This is a genomic window from Actinomadura rifamycini DSM 43936, assembly GCF_000425065.1.
GTDB classification, from domain to species: Bacteria; Actinomycetota; Actinomycetes; order Streptosporangiales; family Streptosporangiaceae; genus Spirillospora; species Spirillospora rifamycini.
This window is the reverse complement of sequence record NZ_AULB01000044.1, coordinates 22,986-42,718: the sequence shown is the minus strand read 5'-3', so window position 1 is coordinate 42,718 and position 19,733 is coordinate 22,986. Positions and strand designations below refer to the sequence as shown.

The window sequence follows — 19,733 nt, the reverse complement described above, 5'->3', positions numbered from 1 at the left end:
CCGCGGCTTTTTTCAGGAACTCGTTCTCTTCGCGGAGTTTGCGGTTCTCGCGTTCGAGTTCGCGTTCCCGGAGGCTCTTCGGGGCGCCGGCCGGTGTGGTGGACGCGTCGTCGCCGTGGCGTCTGCGGTAGTCCTTGACCCAGTTGCCCAGGGTGGTGTCGTGGATGCCGCCCTCACGGGCCACATGGGCGATGGGGCGCGGGCCGTCCAGGACCATGCGGACGATCTCGTCCTTGTGCTCCTGGGTGAAATGCCGCCTCTGTCGTGCCAACGACCTTCCCTTCCGGTTCTCCCCAACTCTAGTTGGGGCCCTGTCCGGAAGATCCGTGGCACCTCACCCCGGATCTCGGTGACCCCGTCGACGCAGACCATCGCGGTTGCGGTGGTCATCGCGGGACCGCGGACGGTGCGAGCCAGCCCCGACACGCGGGCGTAGCTGCCCTGGAACAGGTCACACGCGCGCCCCAGGGGAACACTGAACCGCTGGGTGGGGCCGGCCTGACGCTCGACCGACATCAGGTAGGGGATCATGCCCAGGCGCAGTTGCCGGCGCCACATCGCCGTCCAGTCCTGCGCCGAGTCATTGACCGAAGCCAGCAGCGGCGCCCTGGTGCGCAGCACCGCCCCGGTGTCTGCGATCCGGCGGACGGCGTGGCGAACCGGCTCGGGCTCCAACTCCCGCGGATGACAGAACCGGGCCATGACGGCGAGATTCTTGCCCACGGTGGCCACGGTCTCGAACAACCGCAGGGTGTCGTCGGCGTCCGCGTCCGGCTGGGTGATCCACCGGTAGGGCCACCTGGCCAGTGCCGCGGTTTCGAGCTGGATGGTCTCGATCTGCTCAAGCGCCAGCAGCGGCCGCAGCCAGCGGCCGAGCACCGCAGCGCCCGCCGCCATCGGCTCCCCGCCGCTGAGCACGACGCTGGTGACGCGCGGGTGCTCCAGCACGTAGGCGGTGAGTTCACCCAACCCGCGGCCGGTGGCGGCCCACCGCGGCCGCCCGTCGGGCTGCGCCGGGCCCGCCTGATCGGTGCCGTAGGTGCCGGTGCCGGTCGCGTACTGGTGATCGGGCAGCGACAGGACGACCTCGTCGGCCACCGGTGCGCGGTCCGGCACCGGTGCCGGAACCTGCTCCCGGTCGCCGCGCATGGCCCGCTCGGCTGGTTCTGGCGCCAGTGCCCGCCGGGCTGCCGCGGCGACCTTCTCCACCTGCTCAGCGGGCGCCTGGCGGGCCAGGAGATCACACAGTTGTGATACCCGTTCGGCCGGGAGCATGTCCGGCTGGGGGAACGTGAGCCGATAGATGGGATCCTCGGCCCCCTTCTCCCACTCGATCAACTGCTCCACCACATAGCTGGTGATCGCGAACGGCACGACCGCCGCCACCGCACGGGCCGCGAGCCGCTGATCAGCCGACAACCTGGCGCGAGCAGCCAACTCCTCCAGATCATCGGCCGTGTAGAGGCGGAACTGGCGGCTGCCACCGCGGGGCGGGACCGGGCTGCGGCCCAGGTTGTCGGCCATGTCACTCCTCGTCCTTTCCGACAGATCATCACTCGCCGGACACCGCGGCAGCCCACCGGCTCCCGTGGCGGGTCGAGGCCGTGGGCGAGTACTCACCAGGCACACCGCCGTCCTGGTATTGCCCGGCCTCGGGCGCCGCTAGGAGTTCCCCGACAAGACCCGCGAGAGCGCCGACGCCAAGCCGGACGAAACCGCCCGCCCCACCGCACGCACCCAGCTCACACCCACCCAGCTCACACCCACCACAGCGCCGCCAACGCGATGACATGGGTGACCACCACCACGCCGATCCCGAAGAAGAACAAGAACCTCGCCGGCGCATGCGGGAAGTACTTGCCGGGTTTCATCGGGCCGAGTTCGCGCTGACGCGCGGCGATCCGTTCCTCGATGGGCGGGCGGTTGAACATGATGAGCTGCCTCCCAGAGTCGCTCCTGGCGACATGCGACGGTGATGTTCGGGCACAGGAGCCCGAGTGGTGGACCCGGCACGGGACGACCAGAGCCGCAAGGCGGGGACCGGGCGAGCTTCGCCCGCACGGTCGAGGCAGGACCACACGGGTCCTTGCCGACGTCGAACATGGGATGAGATCTCGACCCCGAGCACCGCCCGAGCAGACATCCTGATGACCGGACCCGGACTGCACCGGGGTGAACACCCTCCCCGGGCGCCAGGAGGGGGGCCTGGGCACGTCGGGGAGGGCATCGCCTCTGCGGTCGGCGACCTGATGCGAAGGAGATGCGAGCGGGCATCGGCGCCCGCCGATGACGGAGCCGCGCAGGCGCGATGTCCACCGGGAAACCCACCTCCAGCCGCTAGCCGCATCAGCAATTGCTAATATTAGCAAGTTGCCAGTCTCTGTGCCTGGGAGGGTGAACATGCCTCGAACGCCCCACCGGCCTCCCGGCCCTGCCGGTGCAGCGCCACTGCTGTGCCTGGAGTGCCGCACCTTGGGCCCGGCCTCCGGCCTGCGCGAAGGGGCCGCCTGCCCGGCATGCGGCAGCACGCGCTTCCTGCGGCACGCGCGAACCAGCTCGGCCTTCACCGTGATCGACCTGGCCGCACACCGGCCGGGCAGCCCGAGCCCGGGACGGCCCCAGGGGCGCGGCTGACCACGACCGGCGCCAGGACATGGGCCCGGTTCAGAGGCGTTCGAGGATGGTGGCCGTCGACAGCGCACCGCCGCAGCACATCGTGACCAGCGCCCTCTGGGCGTCCCGGCGCTCCAACTCGTGCAGCGCCGTGGTGATCAACCGCGCGCCCGTCGCGCCGACCGGGTGGCCGATCGCGATCGCACCGCCGTTGGGGTTGACGGTGTCCATGTCAGGCTCATGCACCGACGCCCACGACAGCACCACGGCGGCGAACGCCTCGTTGATCTCGGTGATGTCGATGTCGTTCATCGTCAGCCCGGACCGCTGCAGGACGCGCTCGGTCGCCTGCACCGGGCCGTCCAGGTGGTAGTACGGCTCGCCGCCGACGAGCGCCTGCGTCCTGATCCGGGCGCGGGGGCGCAGGCCGAGGGCCTTGGCCTTCTCCTCCGACATCAGCAGCACGGCGGCGGCGCCGTCGGAGATCTGGGACGAGGTGCCCGCGGTGTGCAGCGCGTCCGGCATGACGGGCCTGAGGTTCGCGAGGCCGCCGGCGGTGGTCTCGCGCAGTCCCTGGTCCCGGGTGACCTCGCGGCTCTCGCCGGTCGGGCTGCCGCCGGCGTCCAGGACGGGCGCGGTGACCGGCGCGACCTCGCGGTCGAAGCGGCCGTCCGCCCACGCCTTGGCGGCGAGCTGCTGCGAGCGGGCGCCGAACGCGTCCAGGTCGGCGCGGGTGATGCCGCGCCGGGCGGCGATCCGCTCCGCGGCCTCGAACTGGTTCGGCATGTCGATCGACCAGTCGTCCGGGCGCGGGTTCGCGGGCATCACATTGGTGCCGAGCGGGGCGCGGCTCATCACCTCGACGCCGCAGCCGATCGCGACGTCCACCACGCCGGCCGCGATCTGGGACGCGGCGAGGTGGATGCCCTGCTGGGAGGATCCGCACTGCACGTCGAGCGTGGTGACGCCGGTCTGCCAGGGCAGCCCCGCGTACAGCCAGGAGTAGCGGCCGATGTGCCCGCCCTGCTCGCCGGCCTGCGTGACGCAGCCGGCGAAGACCTGCTCCACCTCGGCGGCGTCGATGCCGGACCGCTCGACCAGCGCGTTCAGCGCGTGCGCGAGGACGGCCATCGGCTTCATGCCCGCCAGCCATCCGTTGCGCTTACCGAGCGGCGTGCGCACCGCCTCCACGATCACCGGATTCACCATGACGCTCCCATCGCCGACCCGACATGTGCAACAAGTTCTATGTACATGTGCTCGACCATAAATGAAAACCAGAACCTGTTCTAAAGGGGGTGCTCGCCGCCATAGGACAGTGAGTGCTACGCGAACACAGACCGCAACATTCGCCGGCGAACAGCGAGGCCGGTCGCGGGACGCCACATCGAATCCGCGCCTTCCTCCGCCAGCAGCCACCATCGCACCCGCGCCAGGCGAAGTTCTTGGCCGCGCGAGGCGATCGCTTCCGCCCATCGCGGGCGCCGGAGATGACGCCGCTCAACGATGAGGCTCCGGGCGACTGCGGGTTCGGATCCGGTAGCGGCCATACCCGTCGCCCAGGGCAGGGCAGGGAGCGGGGTGGCCGCGACCGGGCCGCGCCAGATCGGCTCCTCTCCGCTGCATCGTGCGCGCCGCGCAGCCAGGGCAACCGCACCGCCTCAACAAGGTATCCGCATTGGCAATTGCTAAGATTAGCAAGTCCTTGGGTCTCAGCGTGCGTGAGGAGTGAGCCGCCAGCCGATCAGGTCGACCGCTTCGCCTGCGCTGAGCCCGCGGCCAGCCACGCCCGAGGAGAGCCATGTCTCATTTGATCCCTTCCCGCGACCACGCCCCCACCAGCAACTTCGAGCTCGTCAAGTGGGTCCGCGAGATCGCCGAGCTGACCCAGCCCGACCGGGTCGAGTGGTGCGACGGCTCGGACGCCGAATGGGAGCGGCTGACGGGCCTCTTGGTCGACCAGGGCACGCTCACGCGGCTCGACCCGGCCAAACGGCCGAACAGCTTCCACGCCGCGTCCGACCCCACCGACGTCGCCCGCGTCGAGGACCGCACGTTCATCTGTTCCGAGAAGGAGTCCGGCGCCGGCCCCACCAACAACTGGGTCGCGCCCGCCGAGATGCGCCGCACCCTCGCCGACCTGTTCGCCGGCTGCATGCGCGGCCGCGTCCTGTACGTCGTCCCCTTCTCCATGGGACCGATCGGCAGCGCGATCGCCCAGCTCGGTGTCCAGCTCACCGACTCGGGCTACGTCGCCGCCTCCATGCGCATCATGACCCGCATGGGCAACGCCGCCCTACGCGAAATCGAACGACAGCGCACCTTCGTCAAGGCCGTCCACTCGGTCGGCGCCCCCCTGGAGCCCGGCCAGGCGGACGTCACGTGGCCGTGCAACTCCACCAAGTACATCACCCACTTCCCCGAGACCCGCGAGATCTGGTCGTACGGGTCCGGCTACGGCGGCAACGCCCTGCTGGGCAAGAAGTGCTACGCGCTGCGGATCGCGTCCACGATGGCGCGCGACGAGGGCTGGATGGCCGAGCACATGCTCGTCCTGAAGCTGACCCCGCCCACCGGCGAGACCCGCTACGTCACCGCCGCCTTCCCGTCGGCGTGCGGCAAGACCAACCTGGCGATGCTGGAGCCGACCATCCCGGGCTGGAAGGTCGAGACCATCGGCGACGACATCGCCTGGATGCGGTTCGGCGACGACGGCCGCCTCTACGCGATCAACCCCGAGGCCGGGTTCTTCGGCGTCGCGCCCGGCACCGGCGCGGCCACCAACGCCAACGCGGTGAAGACCTTCTGGGGCAACAGCATCTTCACCAACGTCGCGCTCACCGACGACGGCGACGTGTGGTGGGAGGGCCTCACCGACGAGCCGCCCGCGCACCTCACCGACTGGAAGGGCAACGACTGGACGCCGGAGTCGCCGACCCCGGCCGCCCACCCGAACGCCCGCTTCACCACCCCGGCCGGGCAGTGCCCGATCATCGCGCCCGAGTGGGAGGACCCGAAGGGCGTGCCGATCTCGGCGATCCTGTTCGGCGGCCGGCGCGCGTCCGCGGTCCCGCTGGTCACCGAGTCGTTCGACTGGCAGCAGGGCGTGTTCCTGGGCGCCAACATCGCGTCCGAGAAGACCGCCGCCGCCGAGGGCGCCGTCGGCGAGCTGCGCCGCGACCCGTTCGCGATGCTGCCGTTCTGCGGCTACAACATGGGCGACTACTTCGGCCACTGGCTCGACATCGGCAAGGCCACCGACGCCGAGAAGCTCCCGCGGATCTACTACGTCAACTGGTTCCGCAAGAACGCCGACGGCAAGTTCATCTGGCCCGGCTTCGGCGAGAACAGCCGCGTGCTCAAGTGGATCGTCGAGCGGTTGAACGGCCAGGCCGACGCCGCCAAGTCCCCGATCGGGCACCTCCCGACCCGGGAGGCGCTCGACACCGGCGGCCTGGACATCGGCGACGCCGACCTCGGCACCCTGCTGTCGGTCGACACCGAGGTGTGGAAGCAGGAGGCCGCCCTCGTGCCGGAGTTCTTCGACAAGTTCGGCGACCACATGCCGAAGGCGCTGTGGGACGAATACCACAGCCTGCTGCGCCGCCTCGACCACTGAGCCTTGGCCAAGCATCGTCCAACGAGGGCCGCTGTTTCCCCGATGCGGGCGCACCTATGTCGTTCTGTGCCCTGGCGGCTGGAACGGTCCAGGTGTCACCGGTCACCGGAAGCAGCCCCAGCGTGGCAAGCAATGCAGCGAGTCCCCACTCAGCGGCTAAGGGTTGGCCGCCACGCGCATCCGCCTCCCTTTCACCAACTCAGCCGCCGGGCCAGCTATCAACATCAGGGGCCAACTATCGGCGTCAGTCACAGCCGCCATCTCCATTTCTCAGAGGACTGAGGCCGGCGCGGCGGCCCGGCCGCCGGCGGGGGCGGCCGGGCCTGCCCGGGGGGCCGGGGTCACGGGTGGACGGGGCCGAACGCCTTCCGGGTGTCGATGGCGTCGCCGAACAGGTGCCAGCGCTCGCCCTCGAAGCGCATCATCTGCATCGACTCGATCGGGAACCCGTCGCCCTCGCCGGTCTGCATCGTCACGCCGGGCAGCAGCATCGGGACTTGGACGTTCGCGAGGTCGCGCATCGAGTCGCGCAGCCCCTCGCGGGTCTTGCACTCGGCCGCGTCCATCGTCCGGTGGAAGCTGCTCGCCACGGCCCACCCGAACGCGTGGTACGGGACGGCCGGGTCCGCGTTCGGCACGTACTGCTTCATCTTCGCCCGGTAGAGCCGCATCTCCGGGTCGTTCGCCCACTGCGGGTCGTTCGGGTCCTTGTAGTACGTGGCGGACACGACGCCCTGGACGTTCTCGAACCCGACCGGTTCGAGGACGGTGACGGACGCGGCGACGTTGTTGACGATGTGCAGCGGGTTCCAGTCGGCGATCTTCGCGTCGGCGGCGAGGGCCTGCGAGCCGAACTTCGGCGTCGTCACGTTGAGGAAGACGTCCGCGCCGGACCCGGCGAGGTCGCGCATCTGCGGCTCGACGCTCGGGTCGGAGACCTCGTAGCTCTCCTCCTGGACGATCGTGATGCCGCTGCCCTCGACGGCCTTCTTGAAGCCCCCGACGAGGTCCTCGCCGAAGTCGTCGTTCTGGAACAGGACGGCGACCTTCGCGTTCGGCTTCTCCTGCTTGAGGAACTGCGCGTACACGCGGGCCTCGGAGACGTAGTTGGGCTGCCACCCGATCGTCCACGGGTGCTCGCCGTCGGTCCCCCACTTCGACGCGCCGGTCGCCACGAACACCTGCGGCACCTTGCGCTGGTTCGCGTAGTCCCAGGTCGCGGTGGTCGACGGGGTGCCGAGGGTCTGGAACAGCGCGAACACCTGCTCCTGCTCGACGAGCCGGCGCGCCTCCTCGACGGCCTTCGGCGGCTGGTAGCCGTCGTCGCGGACGACGAACTCCACGGTGCGCCCGTCGATGCCGCCCTTCTCGGCGTTGACGTAGTCGAAGTAGGCTTCGATGCCCTTCGGGATGGCGCCGTACGCGGACGCCGGGCCCGACAGCGGGTAGATGCCGCCGAGCTTGATCGTCTCGTCGGTGATGCCGGTCGTCTGCTGCCCTTCGCAGCGCCCCTCGGCGGTGCTCCCGCCGCCGTCGTCCCGGCCGCCGCAGGCCGCCGCGGACGCCAGCAGCAGCACGGCCGCCGACGCCGCGGCCGTCCGTCCCATCGTTCGGCGCATTGCGTCACCTCTTCCGGAGGATCTTGTCGGTCGTCCACGGCGCGACGCGTCCCGGCAGTCCGGCCAGGCCGGTCGGGGCGAGGTACATCACCGCGATGATCAGCAGGCCGAAGATGACCCCCGGCGCCGCCTCGTTGATGTCCTGGGAGAGGCTCGGCACGAACATCATGAACAGCCCGCCGAGCAGCGGTCCCGCGGTCGACCCGAGGCCGCCCACCACGATCGCGGCGAGCAGCGTGATCGACAGGTTGACGGTGAACGAGTCGGGCGACACGAACCCGATCGTCCACGTGTAGAGGCAGCCCGCCGCCCCCGCGAACAGCGCGCTCCACGCGAACGCGAGCCGCTTGTACGCCGCCGGCCGCACGCCCATCACCTCGGCGGCCGTCTCGTTGTCGCGGACGGAGTGCAGCGCGCGGCCCACGCGGGAGCGGAGCAGGAACCGCACGACCGCGAACGCCAGGACCGTCCCGGCGAGCGCGAGGAAGTAGAGCCACTGGTCGGGGGCGAGGCCGGTCCAGGACGGCGGCGCGGGCTTCTCCAGCGTCAGCCCCATCGACCCGCCGGTCACCGACCCGAACCGCTTGAGCAGCGGCACCAGGAAGATCGCGATGGCGAGGGTGACGAGCGCCAGGTACAGGCCGCGCAGCCGGGTGGCGGGCACGCCCAGCGCCAGCCCGATCGCGAACGTCAGCGCCGCCGCGAGCGGGAACGTCAGCGGGTACGGGACGTCCCAGTGGAACATCATCGCGGCCGTCCCGTAGGCGCCGACGGCGAAGAACGCGCCGTGCCCGAGGGAGATCTGCCCGGCGTGCCCCACCAGCAGGTTCAGCCCGATCAGCGCGACCGCGTACACCATCACCATCGTCAGCTGGAACACCCGGAACGGGACCAGCTCGAACGGCGCCCGCAGCGCCGCCAGCAGCAGGACGCCCGCCAGGATCGCGCGCCAGTGCCGGACGGCGAACGCCGCCGCCCGGTCGCGGGCCGTCGGGTCGACGCGGGCCCCGACCGTCTTCGTCCCCATCTCGCTCCTCACGCGCGCTCCACCGCCGGACGTCCGAACAGGCCCTGCGGGCGCAGCAGCAGGACGCCCAGGATGATCGCCAGCGGGACGCCGATCTTCAGGTCGGAGCCGATCGCGTCGATGTACGCGCCCGCGAGGGTCTCGGCCGCGCCGACGACCAGGCCGCCGACGACGGCGCCGAGCGGGCTGTCGAAACCCCCGAGGGTCGCGGCGGCGAACGCGTAGATGAGGACGCCGCCCATCATGTTCGGCTCCAGGAACAGCAGCGGCGCGACGAGCACGCCCGACACCGCGCCGACCATCGCGGCGAGGCCCCAGCCGACCGCGAGGGTCCACCCGACCCGGATCCCGACCAGCCGCGCCGACTCGGGGTTCGCGGCGACGGCGCGCATCCCGAGGCCGATCTTGGTGTGCCGGAACAGCAGGTACAGCAGGCCCATCACCCCGCCGACGACGGCGAGGATCCCGAGCGTCGCGTAGCCGACGCTGACCCCGCCCGCCCGCAGCGCGCCGTCCGGGAACGGGTTCGGGAAGTCTTTGATCAAGAAGGACCAGATCCAGCCGGCGGCGGCGTTGACGAAGATGAACAGGCCGACCGTGACGATCACGATCGTCAGCTCGGGGGCGCCCTCGACCGGCCGGATGATCACCCGCTCGATCAGCATCCCGCCCGCGAACGAGATCGCGAGCGTGAGGAGCAGCGCGAGCCAGAACGGGAGCCCCGCGTCGATGAACGTCCACGCGATGTACGTCGCGAACATCGCCAGCTCGCCCTGCGCGAAGTTCACGATCCCGGTGAAGCGGTAGATCAGGACGAGCGCGAGCGCGAGGCTCGCGTAGATCGCGCCGGCGCTCAGCCCGGCCACGCACTGCTGCAGGAAGTCGGCCACGGCTAGATCCGGTATCCGAGGTAGGACTGCGCGACCTGCTCGTCCGCCCTGATGTCCGCCGCCGACCCCGACAGCGCGATGCGCCCGCTCTCCAGCACGTGCGCCTGATCGGCGATGCCCAGCGCGAGATGCGCGTTCTGCTCCACGACGACCACGGTGGTCCGCTCCTCCTCGTTGATCGACCGCACGATGCCGAACAGCTCCCGGGTGACCAGCGGCGCGAGGCCGAGGGACGGCTCGTCCAGCAGCAGCAGGCGCGGCCGGGACATCAGCGCGCGGCCGATCGCGAGCATCTGCTGCTCGCCGCCGCTGAGGCTCCCGGCGGCCTGCCGGGTCCGCTCCCGCAGCACCGGGAAGTGGCCGTACACCCGGTCCAGGTCGGCCTGGACGGCGGCGCGGTCGCGGCGCGCGAACGCCCCGAGCCGCAGGTTCTCCTCGACCGTCAGCGGGACGAACGTGCCGCGCCCCTCCGGCACGTGCGCGACGCCGCGCCGCGCGACGGCGTCCGGCGAGCGCCCGCCCAGCGGCGCCCCGTCCAGACGCACGTCGCCACGGCCCTTGACCATCCCGCAGAGCGCGCGCAGCAGCGTCGTCTTGCCTGCACCGTTCGGCCCGAGGATCGCGCAGATCTCGCCCTCGCCCACCCGCAGGCTCACCCCGTGCAGCACCCGCACGTCCCCGTAGCCCGCGCGGAGGTCGTCCACGGTGAGGAAGGCGCTCATGTCCTCGCTCCGCTCGGTCATGCCGCGGCTCCGAGGTACGCCTCGATGACCGCCGGGTCGCGCTGGACGTCCTCGGGCGGGCCTTCGGCGATCTTCTTGCCGAAGTCGAGGCACACGACGCGGTCGCAGGTGCCCATGACGAAGCCCATGTGGTGCTCGACGACGATGACCGTCACGTCGAAGTCGTCCCGGATCGTCTGGAGCAGGCCCGCGAACTCCCCCACCTCGCCGTGGCTGAGGCCGTTGACGGGCTCGTCCAGCAGGAGCAGCCGCGGCCGGGCGGCCAGCGCCCGCGCCAGCTCGACCCGCTTGAGCGTGCCGAACGGCAGCCCCGCCGCCGGATGGTCGGCGACGTCCGCGAGGTCCAGCCGCTCGAGCAGCCCGGCCGCCTCGCCCCGCAGCCGCACCTCCTCCCGCCGGACGGACGGCAGCCGCAGGCTCGCCCCCGTGAACCCGGCGCGGCCGCGGTGGTGCGCGCCGACGAGGACGTTGTCCCGGACGGACATGCGCGGGAACAGGCCGAGGTTCTGGAACGTGCGGGCGATGCCGAGCCCCACGATCGCGTGCGGCGCGACCCCGAGCAGGTCGCGCCCCTCGTAGGAGATCGCCCCCTCGTCGGCGTCGTACCGTCTGGTCAGGCAGTTGAACAGGGTGGTCTTGCCGGCGCCGTTCGGCCCGATCAGCCCGACCATCGCACCGCGGTCGACGGCGAACCCGACGCCTCCCAGCGCGGTGATCCCGCCGAAGCGGACGGTGAGCCCGCGCACCTCCAGCATCCGGCCTCCCGAACCGCTTTCCGTACAGGGGCCGTCAGCGTAAAATCCGCGCTCACCTCGCACATTGGGCGCGGGAACCCAACCTGTGAGCGGGGAGTTGTCCGCGGAGAACAGCGGGCGTCCCGGGCCGGACGGTCCCCCGCCCGGCCCGGTTCCCGGCGGAGTGTCAGCTGCGGCCGAGCATCTCGGCGGTGAGGACGTCGCCGCCGAGGCCCCAGCCGCCATCGGGGACTTCCTCGACGAGAACCAGCGTGGTCGCCCGGGCCCGCTCGCCATAGACGTCGACGTAGGCCGCGGTGACGGCGTCGATGAGCTTCTTCTTGGACTCGGGCTTCAGGGTGTCGGCGGGAACCTTGAGGTTGGCGAACGGCATGATGATGACCCCTTCGTGTGGTGATTTGGTTGGAGGCGTCCGGGGGCGGGAGGCCCTCGGCCACGCAGGTACGGCGGTGCGGCGCGGTCGGCCCGTCGGCCGTTCGACCGCGCAGCCGCGCGCCGCCGGCGCCACCGCGATTGCCTGCTCACTCATGGCGCCCCTCCCCCTTATCAGCGATACGACTGATCAATATCGCCGTTACGTCAAGACGGTAGCACGGCTTCCTATCGTCGATAGCGTTAGGCGGTATCGTTGATCGCATGACGGAGACGGACCCGCTTCGCGCGGCGATGATCGAGGCCGCGGAGCGGCAGCTGGCGTCGTCCTCGGACCACGAGATCGCGACGCGCGCGGTCTGCGAGGCGGTCGGCGTGAGCCAGCCCGTGCTGTACCGGCTGTTCGGTGACAAGCGCGGACTGCTCGACGCCGTCGCCGACCATGGGTACGAGCGGTACACCGTCCTCAAGGCCGCCCAGGAGCGGACCGGCGATCCGGTCGCCGACCTGCACGCCGGCTGGGACGGCCACATGGCGTTCGCGCAGGCGAACCCGGCCCTCTACCAGCTGATGTTCACCCCGCGGCCGTGGTCGCGCTCGACGGCGCGAGACCGCGTGATGGATCTGCTGGTGGCGACGCTCACGCGGTGCGCGGCGGCGGGCGCGCTGAAGCTCGCGCCGCGAACCGCCGCGCGGCTCATCCTGTCGGCGAACGTCGGAACCGCCTTGGACCACATCGCCGATCCGGCCCTGTTCGAGGACCCCGCGCCGTCCCACCGCATGCGCGACGCCGTGTTCGCGCACGTCCTGACCACAGCGACCGCCCGGGACGACGCCGACACGCTCCCCACCACCGCGCTGCACCTGCACGCGCAGCTCGATCTCGCCGGGACCGACGCCCTGGAGCCGGCAGAGATCGCCCTCCTACTGCGATGGCTCGAGCGCATCACGCAGCGCGGCGAGCGATGACAGCAGTGTCACGCGCCGCACGTCACCGCCGCGCGATCTCGAACCACACCGTGACCGGACGTCCCGTTTCCCGGCCGACGTCGAAGCCCCAGCAGTCCGACAGGCAGGAGACCATCGCCAGCCCCCTGCCGCACTCGGCCCAAGCGTCCGCCGCCGCCACCTTCACGACCGGCAGCGACACCGCCCCGCCGTCGTCGGTGATCTCGACCCGCACCCGGTCGACGGCCGTCAGGACGGCCGCCCGCACACCGCCGCCCGGACGCCTGCTGTCGGTGTACCGCAGCGCGTTCGTCGCGATCTCGTCCACCAGCAGGTCAAGGTCGGCGAGATCCACCCGGTCGGCGCCGAGCCGGACGACCTCGCGGCGCACCCAGCGCCGCACCGCCCGCACGTCCACGCCCCCGCCGCCGCCCGTGATCCGCCCGGCCCCGTGACCGTCCCAGCCCCTCATCGGACGCCCCTCACCAGCGCGGACGCCGCACGCCACGTCCCGTCCGCGCCCGCACCGGCCGGGAAGCGGGCCGAAAGGCCCCATACGTAGGCCCAGCAGCCGCGGGCGTCCTGCACCACGACCACCTGGGCGAACCCGCGGTCGCCCGGCACCGACAGCACGACCTGCCCGTTGCGCTCCAACAGCAAGCGCGACGACCGCCCCAGCTGGACGAGCGCGAGCCCCAGGTCGGCCAGCAGGCCCGCACGCCGCACCGTCACGTTCCAGCTCAGGCGCCTCCCACCGCCGTCGTCCGGAGAGGGCACCGACCTCGGCCCGCGAGAAGCGCTGCTCCAACTCGCCAAGGAGGCACGGAAACGTGGTTGGTGGTACTCCTATCGCGACGTGCTGCCCAGCAAGTACGAGTTCTACATCGGCATGGAATCGGAAGCATCGTCCATCCGAACGTTCGAACTCGCCGTCGTCCCTGGGTTGCTCCAGACCGAGAGCTACGCGCAGGCCCTCATCCGTGGTGGACCGCTGGAGCTTGAGGACGAGGAGATCCAGCGGCGCCTTGAGGTGCGTATCAATCGTCAACAGCTCCTCACCCGGCCGGATCGCCCCCAGCTTTGGGCGATCCTCGATGAGGCCGCGATCCGGCGGCGCATCGGCGGCCCGGAAGTGATGCGCACCCAGCTTCAGCACCTGGAGCGTTCAGCCCAAGGCAAGACCACCATTCAGATCGTCCCGTTCGGGGTGGGAGCGCACCCGGCTACAACGGGGCCATTCATCGTTCTGGGCTTTCCACGCCCCACCGACGTCGATGTCGCCTACATGGAAACCATCGGCGGCAACCTTTGGGTGGACAAGCCCGAGGAGGTCGAGCAGTACAGCACCGCCTTCGACCACCTCCGCGCGGTCGCTCTCAGCCCGGATGACACGCGGGATATGCTAAATACAGCCATAAAAGAGCTTTCGTAACCATCCGAGGAGACGCGGGATGACATCGACAGACCTGTCCCGTGCAGTCTGGCGCACCAGCAAGCGCAGCCAGCAAAACGGCGCGTGCGTCGAGATCGCCAACCTGGCCGCCCACATCGGGGTGCGCGACAGCAAGGCTCCGGACGCCGGGCACCTCACGCTCACCCCCGACGCGTGGGCCGCGTTCATGGCTGAGGCGCGAGGGGGTCGGTTCGACCTGGCCTGAGCCGGAACGCCCGGCTGGGTTCGCGCCGTGCCGTTACCGGCCGATCCGGTGGTCTTCGGTGTCGAGCCAGACGAACTGGCCTTGCGGAGTGACGGTCAGGCCCCAGCGGTCGGCGACCGGGCGGCCGAGGCCGTCCCACCAGCGAAACGCGTCCTCCGCCTCCTGCCACAGGTCGCGCTCACCCGACTGCCGGACCGGGAACTTCTCCGCGCCCGGCTCGTGCTCCAGGCAGGCCCACGAGCCCGACCACGGATCGACCAGCCACACCGTGTAGGCGCCTTCGCCGGTTCCATGGGTGACGATCAACTTGCAGTGCGGCACTCTCAAGCCGACTGCGAGGGAGGCGTCGTACTCGCCCAGCACGGAGTACGGGTGCGTCTCGGTGAAGGAGTGCCGGGCGTGGGTCATGCCGCTGACATGGCGATCCAGTGAGGCACGCATACCGCGCTGGGCGCGGAGCGGCATGAACGCCACGTTTCCCACGATGCGGCCACGCATGGTCCCGTCCTGCGACACCAGGAAAGACACCAGTGCGCCGTTGTGGAAGTCGGTCGTCCAGGGCACCAGCACCCGGCCTCCCGGACGGGCCTGGGCCGCCCACGCGGGCGGCACCCGCTGCGCCGCCGCCGTGGCGATCACCCGGTCGAACGGCGCGGAGTCTGGGTGGCCGTGCGCGCCGTCTCCGGCCGCGACCGTGACCTCGTACCCCTCGTTCCGCAACGTGCGGCGGGCACGGTCGGCCACGGCCGGGTCCACCTCCAGGCTGGTCACCCGGTCGTTGCCGAGCCGTTCGGCCAGCAGCGCGGCGTTCCATCCGGTGCCGGTGCCGATCTCCAGCACGTTCATGCCCGGCTCGGCTTCCAGCGCCGCCAGCATCATCGCCACGACGTCCGGGCGGCTGGCCGAACTCGTGATCTCGTGCCCGACGCGTCCGGGGCCCGCCGGGACGCCGTCGTCCACCTGCGTGATCACGAAATCGTTGGCGTAGCACGACGTCAGCCAGGCTTCCTCGTCGTCGGAGCGCCGGACCGGGACGAGCCGGTCGCCGTCCTCGACCCACACCTCGTCGGGGACGAACCGGTGCCGCAGCACCGTCTCGAACGGCCCGCGCCACTGCGGCGTCAGGTCACCGGCGTCGGCGAGCTCGGCCGCCAGCCGGGCCGCCAGCTCCTCCGGCTCGACCACCTACTTGCCACCCTTTTCGTGCTTGCCGCCGCCCTTGGGGTCGTCCTTCTCCGCCGGGGGAATCGGCCTGTCCCATTTGCCGTCCCCGCCCTTCTTCTCCTCGTGCTTCCCCACTCGACCTACCTTCCCGTCGTCCACGCGGCGCCCGCAGTGCGGCTCGTCCGCACCGGTTTCCCTTCGTCCTGGCCAGGCTGCCACGTTCACACCATCCGCAGCGTTGACCCGCCCGTTTCGACATCATCACTGATGGTGATGCACGCGTTACCGAGCACGACAGGTGAACGACGACCTGAAGGCTTTCACCTCGTGTATTAGGTGCAGCGACCCAAGGTCGGGGCGGGGAGTTGTCCGCCGAGAACAGCGCGCGTCTCGGAGTTGTCACAGGCCGTTGACGCTGTCGGGAACGGCAGGAATCATCCGGGCATGTCCGGTGGTCTCAGCACGGGAACGCTCACCGGTGCGGACACGGTCCGCACCGAACGCTCACGGATCCTCGCCGAACTCCTCACCATCGTCGACGAACTGGCGGACCGGGCCGTCGCCGCCATGCGGGCGGAGATCCCCGCGTACGCGGACCGGCCGGACGACTTCCTCGCGGACGTCCGCGAGCAGGTCGGCCGCCACTACCGCACCAAGCTCGCCGTGCTGCTGGAGGAGCGCACGGTCACCTTCGGGGACATCGCGTTCAGCCGCCGCGCGTCGATGCGGCGGGCGCGGGCCGGGTGCACGCTGGCCGACTACATCAACGCCTTCCGGGTGGGCCAGCAGGTCTTCTGGGAGGCGGTCGTGGCGCACGCGGGCCGCTCGGTCGCCGGGCAGGAGGCGGCGCTGACGCTGGCGTCGCCGCTGATGCGGTACTGCGACTTCGCCAGCACGCACGCCGCGAACGCGTACATGGAGTACCAGCGGTACGCGGCGGCGGAGAGCGTCCAGGCGAGCCGCGACCTGGTCGAGCTGCTGCTGGACGGCGAGGCGCCGACGCGGGGGCCGCAGCTGGCGACCGCGCACGCGCACGGGCTGGGCGCCGAGTCGCCGCTGGCCGTGGTCGCGGCCGTCGTGGTCGGCGGCGGGGCCGAGGCGGACGCCCGGCACGCGGCGTGCGCGGCGATCGCCCGCACCGTGGTCGGCCGGCACCGGACGCTGGCGGTCGTGCGGCGGTCGGAGATCGTGGCGCTGCCCGTGCTCGGCCCCGGCGGCGACCCCGGCGAGCTGTGCGACCGGCTCCAGGCCGTCCAGCGCGACCTGGCGGACGAGGGCGTCGTGCTCGCGATGGGCATCAGCACGGTCGTCGAGGGCGCGGCGGACGTCCCCCGCGCCTTCCAGGAGGCGCGCGCGGTGCTGGAGTTCCTCCCGGAGGACGGCGGCGTGGCGGCGCTGCCGCGCATCTCCCCGTTCGAGTACATGGCGCTGCGGGCGGACGACACCGCGCGCCACCTGGTGGACCCGCGCGTCCTGGACCTGCTCGAGGAGGACCGGATGCGCGGCGGGGTGCTGACCGCGACGATCCGGGCGTTCGCCGCCGCCGACCTCAACCTGCGCGCCGCCGCCGAACACCTCCAGATCCACCACAACACCGCGCAGTACCGCCTCCGCCGCATCCAGCAGCGGACCGGGCGGAACCTGCGGCACATCACCGATCTCGTCGACCTGCTCGTCGCGATCGCCCTCCAGGACGTGCTGCCCCCGGCCACCAATCCCGGGCGGGAAAGACTGGTCTCCGCGACCAATGAGGAGGACGAGACCGGCGGCGTACCGTCGGCGCATGAATCTCGCTGAGCGGCTCCGGGCCGCCGCCGAACGGCTCGGCGGGCGCACGGCCCTCACGCTCGACCGGGAGGGGCTCGGCTACCGCGAGCTGGAGCTGCGGAGCGCGCGGACGGGCGCGCTGCTGCGGCGGCGCGGGATCAGGCCGGGCGACCGGGTCGCGGTGATGCTCCCCAACGTGCCCGAGTTCGCCGTCGTCTACTACGGCATCCTGCGGATCGGGGCGGTGGCCGTCCCGCTCGATCCGCTGCTGAAGCGGCGGGAGGTCGCCGCGTACCTGGGCGACTGCGCGGCCCGGCTGGTGATCGCCTGGCACGCGTACGCGGAGACCGTCGAGGCGGGCACGGCCGGCACCCGCACCGACTACATGTTCGTCGTGCCGGGCGAGTGGGACCGGCTGCTGCGCGGCGTGCCGCCCGCGCCGGACATCGCCGCCGCGGCCGGCGGCGACACCGCGGTGCTCCTCTACAGCGCGGGGACGACCGGCCCGACGAAGGGCATCGAGCTGACGCACGCCAACCTCGGCGGCAACGCCGCGACGGTCGCGCGGATGCACGGGCTCGGCGTCGACGACGTCGTCCTCGGCGCGCTCCCGCTGTACCACGCGTTCGGGCAGACGTGCGCGCTGAACGCGACGGTCCACGCGGGCGCCCGGCTCGCCCTCCTCGAACGGTTCGACGCGGCCCGCGCGCTGGAGGCGGTCAGGCGGGACGGCGTGACGGTGTTCCACGGGGTCCCGGCGATGTTCATCGCGCTCCTCGACCATCCGGCCGTCTCCGACATGTCGCTCCTGCGGAGCTGCGTGTCCGGGGGCGCCGCCCTCCCGCTGGACGTCCTGCGCGCGTTCGACGCGCTCGGCTGCCGGATCATCGAGGGCTACGGGATGAGCGAGACGTCGCCGCTGGCGGCGTCCAACCGGGGCGGTGCGGGCCGCCGCCCCGGCTCGATCGGCCGGCCGGTCCACGGGGTGCGGATGCGGGTGGTCGGCGACGACGGGCGCGAGCTGCCGCCGGGCGAGATCGGCGAGATCGCCGTGCGCGGCCCGAACGTGATGAAGGGCTACTGGAACGACCCGGCGGCGACCGCGGCCGCGATCCGCGACGGCTGGTTCCACACCGGCGACCTGGGCCGCGTCGACGGCGACGGCGTCTTCTACCTCGTCGACCGCCGCCGCGACGTGATCATCCGGGCCGGGTACACGGTGTATCCCCGCGAGGTGGAGGAGGTCCTGTACGAGCATCCGGCCGTGCGGCAGGCCGCGGTCGTCGGCGTCCCGCACCCGGAGGTCGGCGAGGAGATCACCGCGGTCGTGGCGCTGCGCGCCCCGGCGAGCGCCGCGGAGCTGCGCGCCTGGGTGCGCGACCGCGTCGCCGCCTACAAGTACCCGCGGATGATCAAGTTCCTGGACGAGCTGCCGACGGGCCCCACCGGCAAGATCCTCAAGCGCGCGCTCACGCCTCCCGCGGCGACGCCGCTCCGGTAGGCCCGTCGCGGCCCGCCAGCACGGACGACACCCGGTACACCACCGCGACCGCCGGGACGGCGATCACCGCGCCCGCGATGCCCGCCAGCAGCGTCCCGGCCGTCACCGCCATGATGATCACGACCGGATGCAGGTGCAGCGTCCGTCCCATGATCAGCGGCTGGAGCAGGTGGCTCTCGGCCTGCTGCACCACGAGCACCGCCACGAGCACGAGCAGCGCGTCGGTGACGCCGCCGCCGACGAACGCGATGAGCACCGCCGCCGCGCCCGCGATGATCGCGCCCGCGATCGGGACGAACGCCGCGACGAACGTCAGCATCGTCAGCGGCAGCGCGAACGGCACCCCGATCAGCACCAGCGCGAGCCCGATGCCGACCGCGTCCACGAGGGCGATCACGACGATGCCGTGCACGTACGACACGAGCGCCCGCCACCCGGCCCGTCCGGCCGCGTCGATCCGCTCCCGCCGCCGCTCGGGCGCGAGGCCCACGATCCAGCACCACATCTTCCTGCCGTCCTTCAGCATGAAAAACAGCAGGAACAGGGCGATCAGCGCGGCGGCCAGCACCTCGGCGGCCATGCTGGCGCCCGCCACCGGGTCCGGGGACGACCGCTGCGCGGCTCGCGTGATCGCGTCGACGACGCTGTTCAGCTGCCGCTCGCTGATCGGCAGCGGCCCGTTGACGAGCTGGTCGCGGGCCCGGTCGAGCCCCTCGGTGAGCCCGCGCCGCATCTGCTCCCACTGGTCGGCGGCCTGCCCGGTGACCAGCGCGACCGGCCCGGCGATCGCGAGGAGCAGGGTGAGCAGCCCCGCGAGCGCCCCCGCCCACGCGGGGGCCCGCAGCCGCCGCGTCCACCGCGCGACCGGCGTCATCAGCGCGGACAGCAGCAGCGCGGCGATGACCGCCATGGTCAGCGGCGCCAGCAGGACGAGGAAGTAGACGAGCAGCCCGATGGCCGCGGCGATCACCAGGAAGCACGCCGCGACCGCCGCCGCCTTCCGCAGCACGTCCGGAACGGCGCCGAACCCCTTGCCGTTGGTCACGCCGCCGCTACT

General features: G+C 71.6%; 20 protein-coding genes. 7 read left to right on the top strand and 13 right to left on the bottom strand.

The features are described from left to right. Positions 1-217: transposase (locus H505_RS52830; RefSeq protein ID WP_064743746.1), on the bottom strand; the 217-nt coding region annotated here is incomplete at its 3' end. A gap of 467 nt (positions 218-684) precedes the next feature. Here H505_RS52830 and H505_RS52825 point away from each other — a divergent pair. Further along, the gene (locus tag H505_RS52825) at positions 685-1,254 is read left to right on the top strand and encodes a hypothetical protein (RefSeq protein WP_157433208.1); all 570 of its coding nucleotides are present in this window, start codon (positions 685-687) and stop codon (positions 1,252-1,254) included. 503 nt (positions 1,255-1,757) lie between these two features. Here the strand turns inward: H505_RS52825 and H505_RS50795 are convergent. Beyond that, positions 1,758-1,931: a hypothetical protein gene (locus H505_RS50795; protein WP_165966667.1), complete on the bottom strand. Its 174-nt coding sequence runs from the start codon at positions 1,929-1,931 to the stop codon at positions 1,758-1,760. A 733-nt stretch (positions 1,932-2,664) separates the two neighbouring features. Continuing rightward, the gene (locus H505_RS0131660; protein ID WP_026405173.1) at positions 2,665-3,822 is read right to left on the bottom strand and encodes a steroid 3-ketoacyl-CoA thiolase; all 1,158 of its coding nucleotides are present in this window, start codon (positions 3,820-3,822) and stop codon (positions 2,665-2,667) included. A gap of 592 nt (positions 3,823-4,414) precedes the next feature. Here H505_RS0131660 and H505_RS0131655 point away from each other — a divergent pair. Continuing rightward, positions 4,415-6,232, top strand: coding sequence for a phosphoenolpyruvate carboxykinase (GTP) (locus H505_RS0131655; protein WP_026405172.1), 1,818 nt, complete (start codon positions 4,415-4,417; stop codon positions 6,230-6,232). A gap of 341 nt (positions 6,233-6,573) precedes the next feature. Here the strand turns inward: H505_RS0131655 and H505_RS0131650 are convergent, their stop codons facing one another. The 6 genes from H505_RS0131650 to H505_RS0131625 all read right to left on the bottom strand — a co-directional run bounded on the left by H505_RS0131650 (position 6,574) and on the right by H505_RS0131625 (position 11,639). Beyond that, entirely contained in the window at positions 6,574-7,851 is a 1,278-nt protein-coding gene (locus H505_RS0131650) for an ABC transporter substrate-binding protein (RefSeq protein ID WP_026405171.1), read from the bottom strand. Between the two features lie 4 nt (positions 7,852-7,855). Beyond that, a complete protein-coding gene (locus H505_RS0131645; RefSeq protein WP_026405170.1) occupies positions 7,856-8,890 on the bottom strand; it encodes a branched-chain amino acid ABC transporter permease in 1,035 nt (344 codons plus the stop codon). After that, positions 8,887-9,768 carry a branched-chain amino acid ABC transporter permease gene (locus H505_RS0131640; RefSeq protein ID WP_026405169.1) on the bottom strand — a complete coding sequence of 294 codons (882 nt, stop codon included), beginning with the start codon at positions 9,766-9,768 and terminating at the stop codon, positions 8,887-8,889. The genes H505_RS0131645 and H505_RS0131640 overlap by 4 nt, the downstream gene beginning before the upstream one ends. A 2-nt stretch (positions 9,769-9,770) precedes the next feature. Continuing rightward, entirely contained in the window at positions 9,771-10,511 is a 741-nt protein-coding gene (locus tag H505_RS0131635; protein ID WP_233617341.1) for an ABC transporter ATP-binding protein, read from the bottom strand. Next, entirely contained in the window at positions 10,508-11,266 is a 759-nt protein-coding gene (locus H505_RS0131630) for an ABC transporter ATP-binding protein (protein WP_026405167.1), read from the bottom strand. Before H505_RS0131630 ends, H505_RS0131635 begins: the two co-directional genes overlap by 4 nt. Before the next feature lie 166 nt (positions 11,267-11,432). Further along, positions 11,433-11,639: a tautomerase family protein gene (locus H505_RS0131625; RefSeq protein WP_026405166.1), complete on the bottom strand. Its 207-nt coding sequence runs from the start codon at positions 11,637-11,639 to the stop codon at positions 11,433-11,435. Positions 11,640-11,902: 263 nt separating this feature from the next. Between H505_RS0131625 and H505_RS0131620 the strand changes: the two genes are divergently transcribed. Further along, the gene (locus H505_RS0131620) at positions 11,903-12,607 is read left to right on the top strand and encodes a TetR/AcrR family transcriptional regulator (RefSeq protein ID WP_026405165.1); all 705 of its coding nucleotides are present in this window, start codon (positions 11,903-11,905) and stop codon (positions 12,605-12,607) included. A 22-nt stretch (positions 12,608-12,629) separates the two neighbouring features. Here H505_RS0131620 and H505_RS49445 read toward each other — a convergent pair whose 3' ends face one another. Continuing rightward, on the bottom strand, positions 12,630-13,058 hold the full coding sequence (locus H505_RS49445) for an ATP-binding protein (RefSeq protein ID WP_125611152.1): 429 nt from the start codon (positions 13,056-13,058) through the stop codon (positions 12,630-12,632). Then, on the bottom strand, positions 13,055-13,318 hold the full coding sequence (locus tag H505_RS50285; protein ID WP_051301394.1) for a hypothetical protein: 264 nt from the start codon (positions 13,316-13,318) through the stop codon (positions 13,055-13,057). The genes H505_RS49445 and H505_RS50285 overlap by 4 nt, the downstream gene beginning before the upstream one ends. A 124-nt stretch (positions 13,319-13,442) precedes the next feature. Between H505_RS50285 and H505_RS45580 the strand changes: the two genes are divergently transcribed. After that, a complete protein-coding gene (locus H505_RS45580; RefSeq protein ID WP_051301393.1) occupies positions 13,443-14,018 on the top strand; it encodes a DUF5753 domain-containing protein in 576 nt (191 codons plus the stop codon). 19 nt (positions 14,019-14,037) lie between these two features. Continuing rightward, the gene (locus H505_RS0131600) at positions 14,038-14,244 is read left to right on the top strand and encodes a DUF397 domain-containing protein (protein WP_026405163.1); all 207 of its coding nucleotides are present in this window, start codon (positions 14,038-14,040) and stop codon (positions 14,242-14,244) included. A 33-nt stretch (positions 14,245-14,277) separates the two neighbouring features. Here the strand turns inward: H505_RS0131600 and H505_RS0131595 are convergent, their stop codons facing one another. Next, a complete protein-coding gene (locus H505_RS0131595) occupies positions 14,278-15,429 on the bottom strand; it encodes a methyltransferase domain-containing protein (RefSeq protein ID WP_026405162.1) in 1,152 nt (383 codons plus the stop codon). Between the two features lie 423 nt (positions 15,430-15,852). Here H505_RS0131595 and H505_RS45575 point away from each other — a divergent pair, with 423 nt between their 5' ends. Together H505_RS45575 and H505_RS0131580 are read left to right on the top strand one after the other, a co-directional pair. Then, positions 15,853-17,205 carry a PucR family transcriptional regulator gene (locus tag H505_RS45575; RefSeq protein ID WP_026405161.1) on the top strand — a complete coding sequence of 451 codons (1,353 nt, stop codon included), beginning with the start codon at positions 15,853-15,855 and terminating at the stop codon, positions 17,203-17,205. Beyond that, positions 17,192-18,676, top strand: coding sequence for a long-chain-fatty-acid--CoA ligase (locus H505_RS0131580; protein WP_026405160.1), 1,485 nt, complete (start codon positions 17,192-17,194; stop codon positions 18,674-18,676). Before H505_RS45575 ends, H505_RS0131580 begins: the two co-directional genes overlap by 14 nt. Here H505_RS0131580 and H505_RS45570 read toward each other — a convergent pair. After that, positions 18,645-19,721 carry an AI-2E family transporter gene (locus H505_RS45570; protein ID WP_034520823.1) on the bottom strand — a complete coding sequence of 359 codons (1,077 nt, stop codon included), beginning with the start codon at positions 19,719-19,721 and terminating at the stop codon, positions 18,645-18,647. The genes H505_RS0131580 and H505_RS45570 overlap by 32 nt on opposite strands. Positions 19,722-19,733 lie beyond the last annotated feature (12 nt).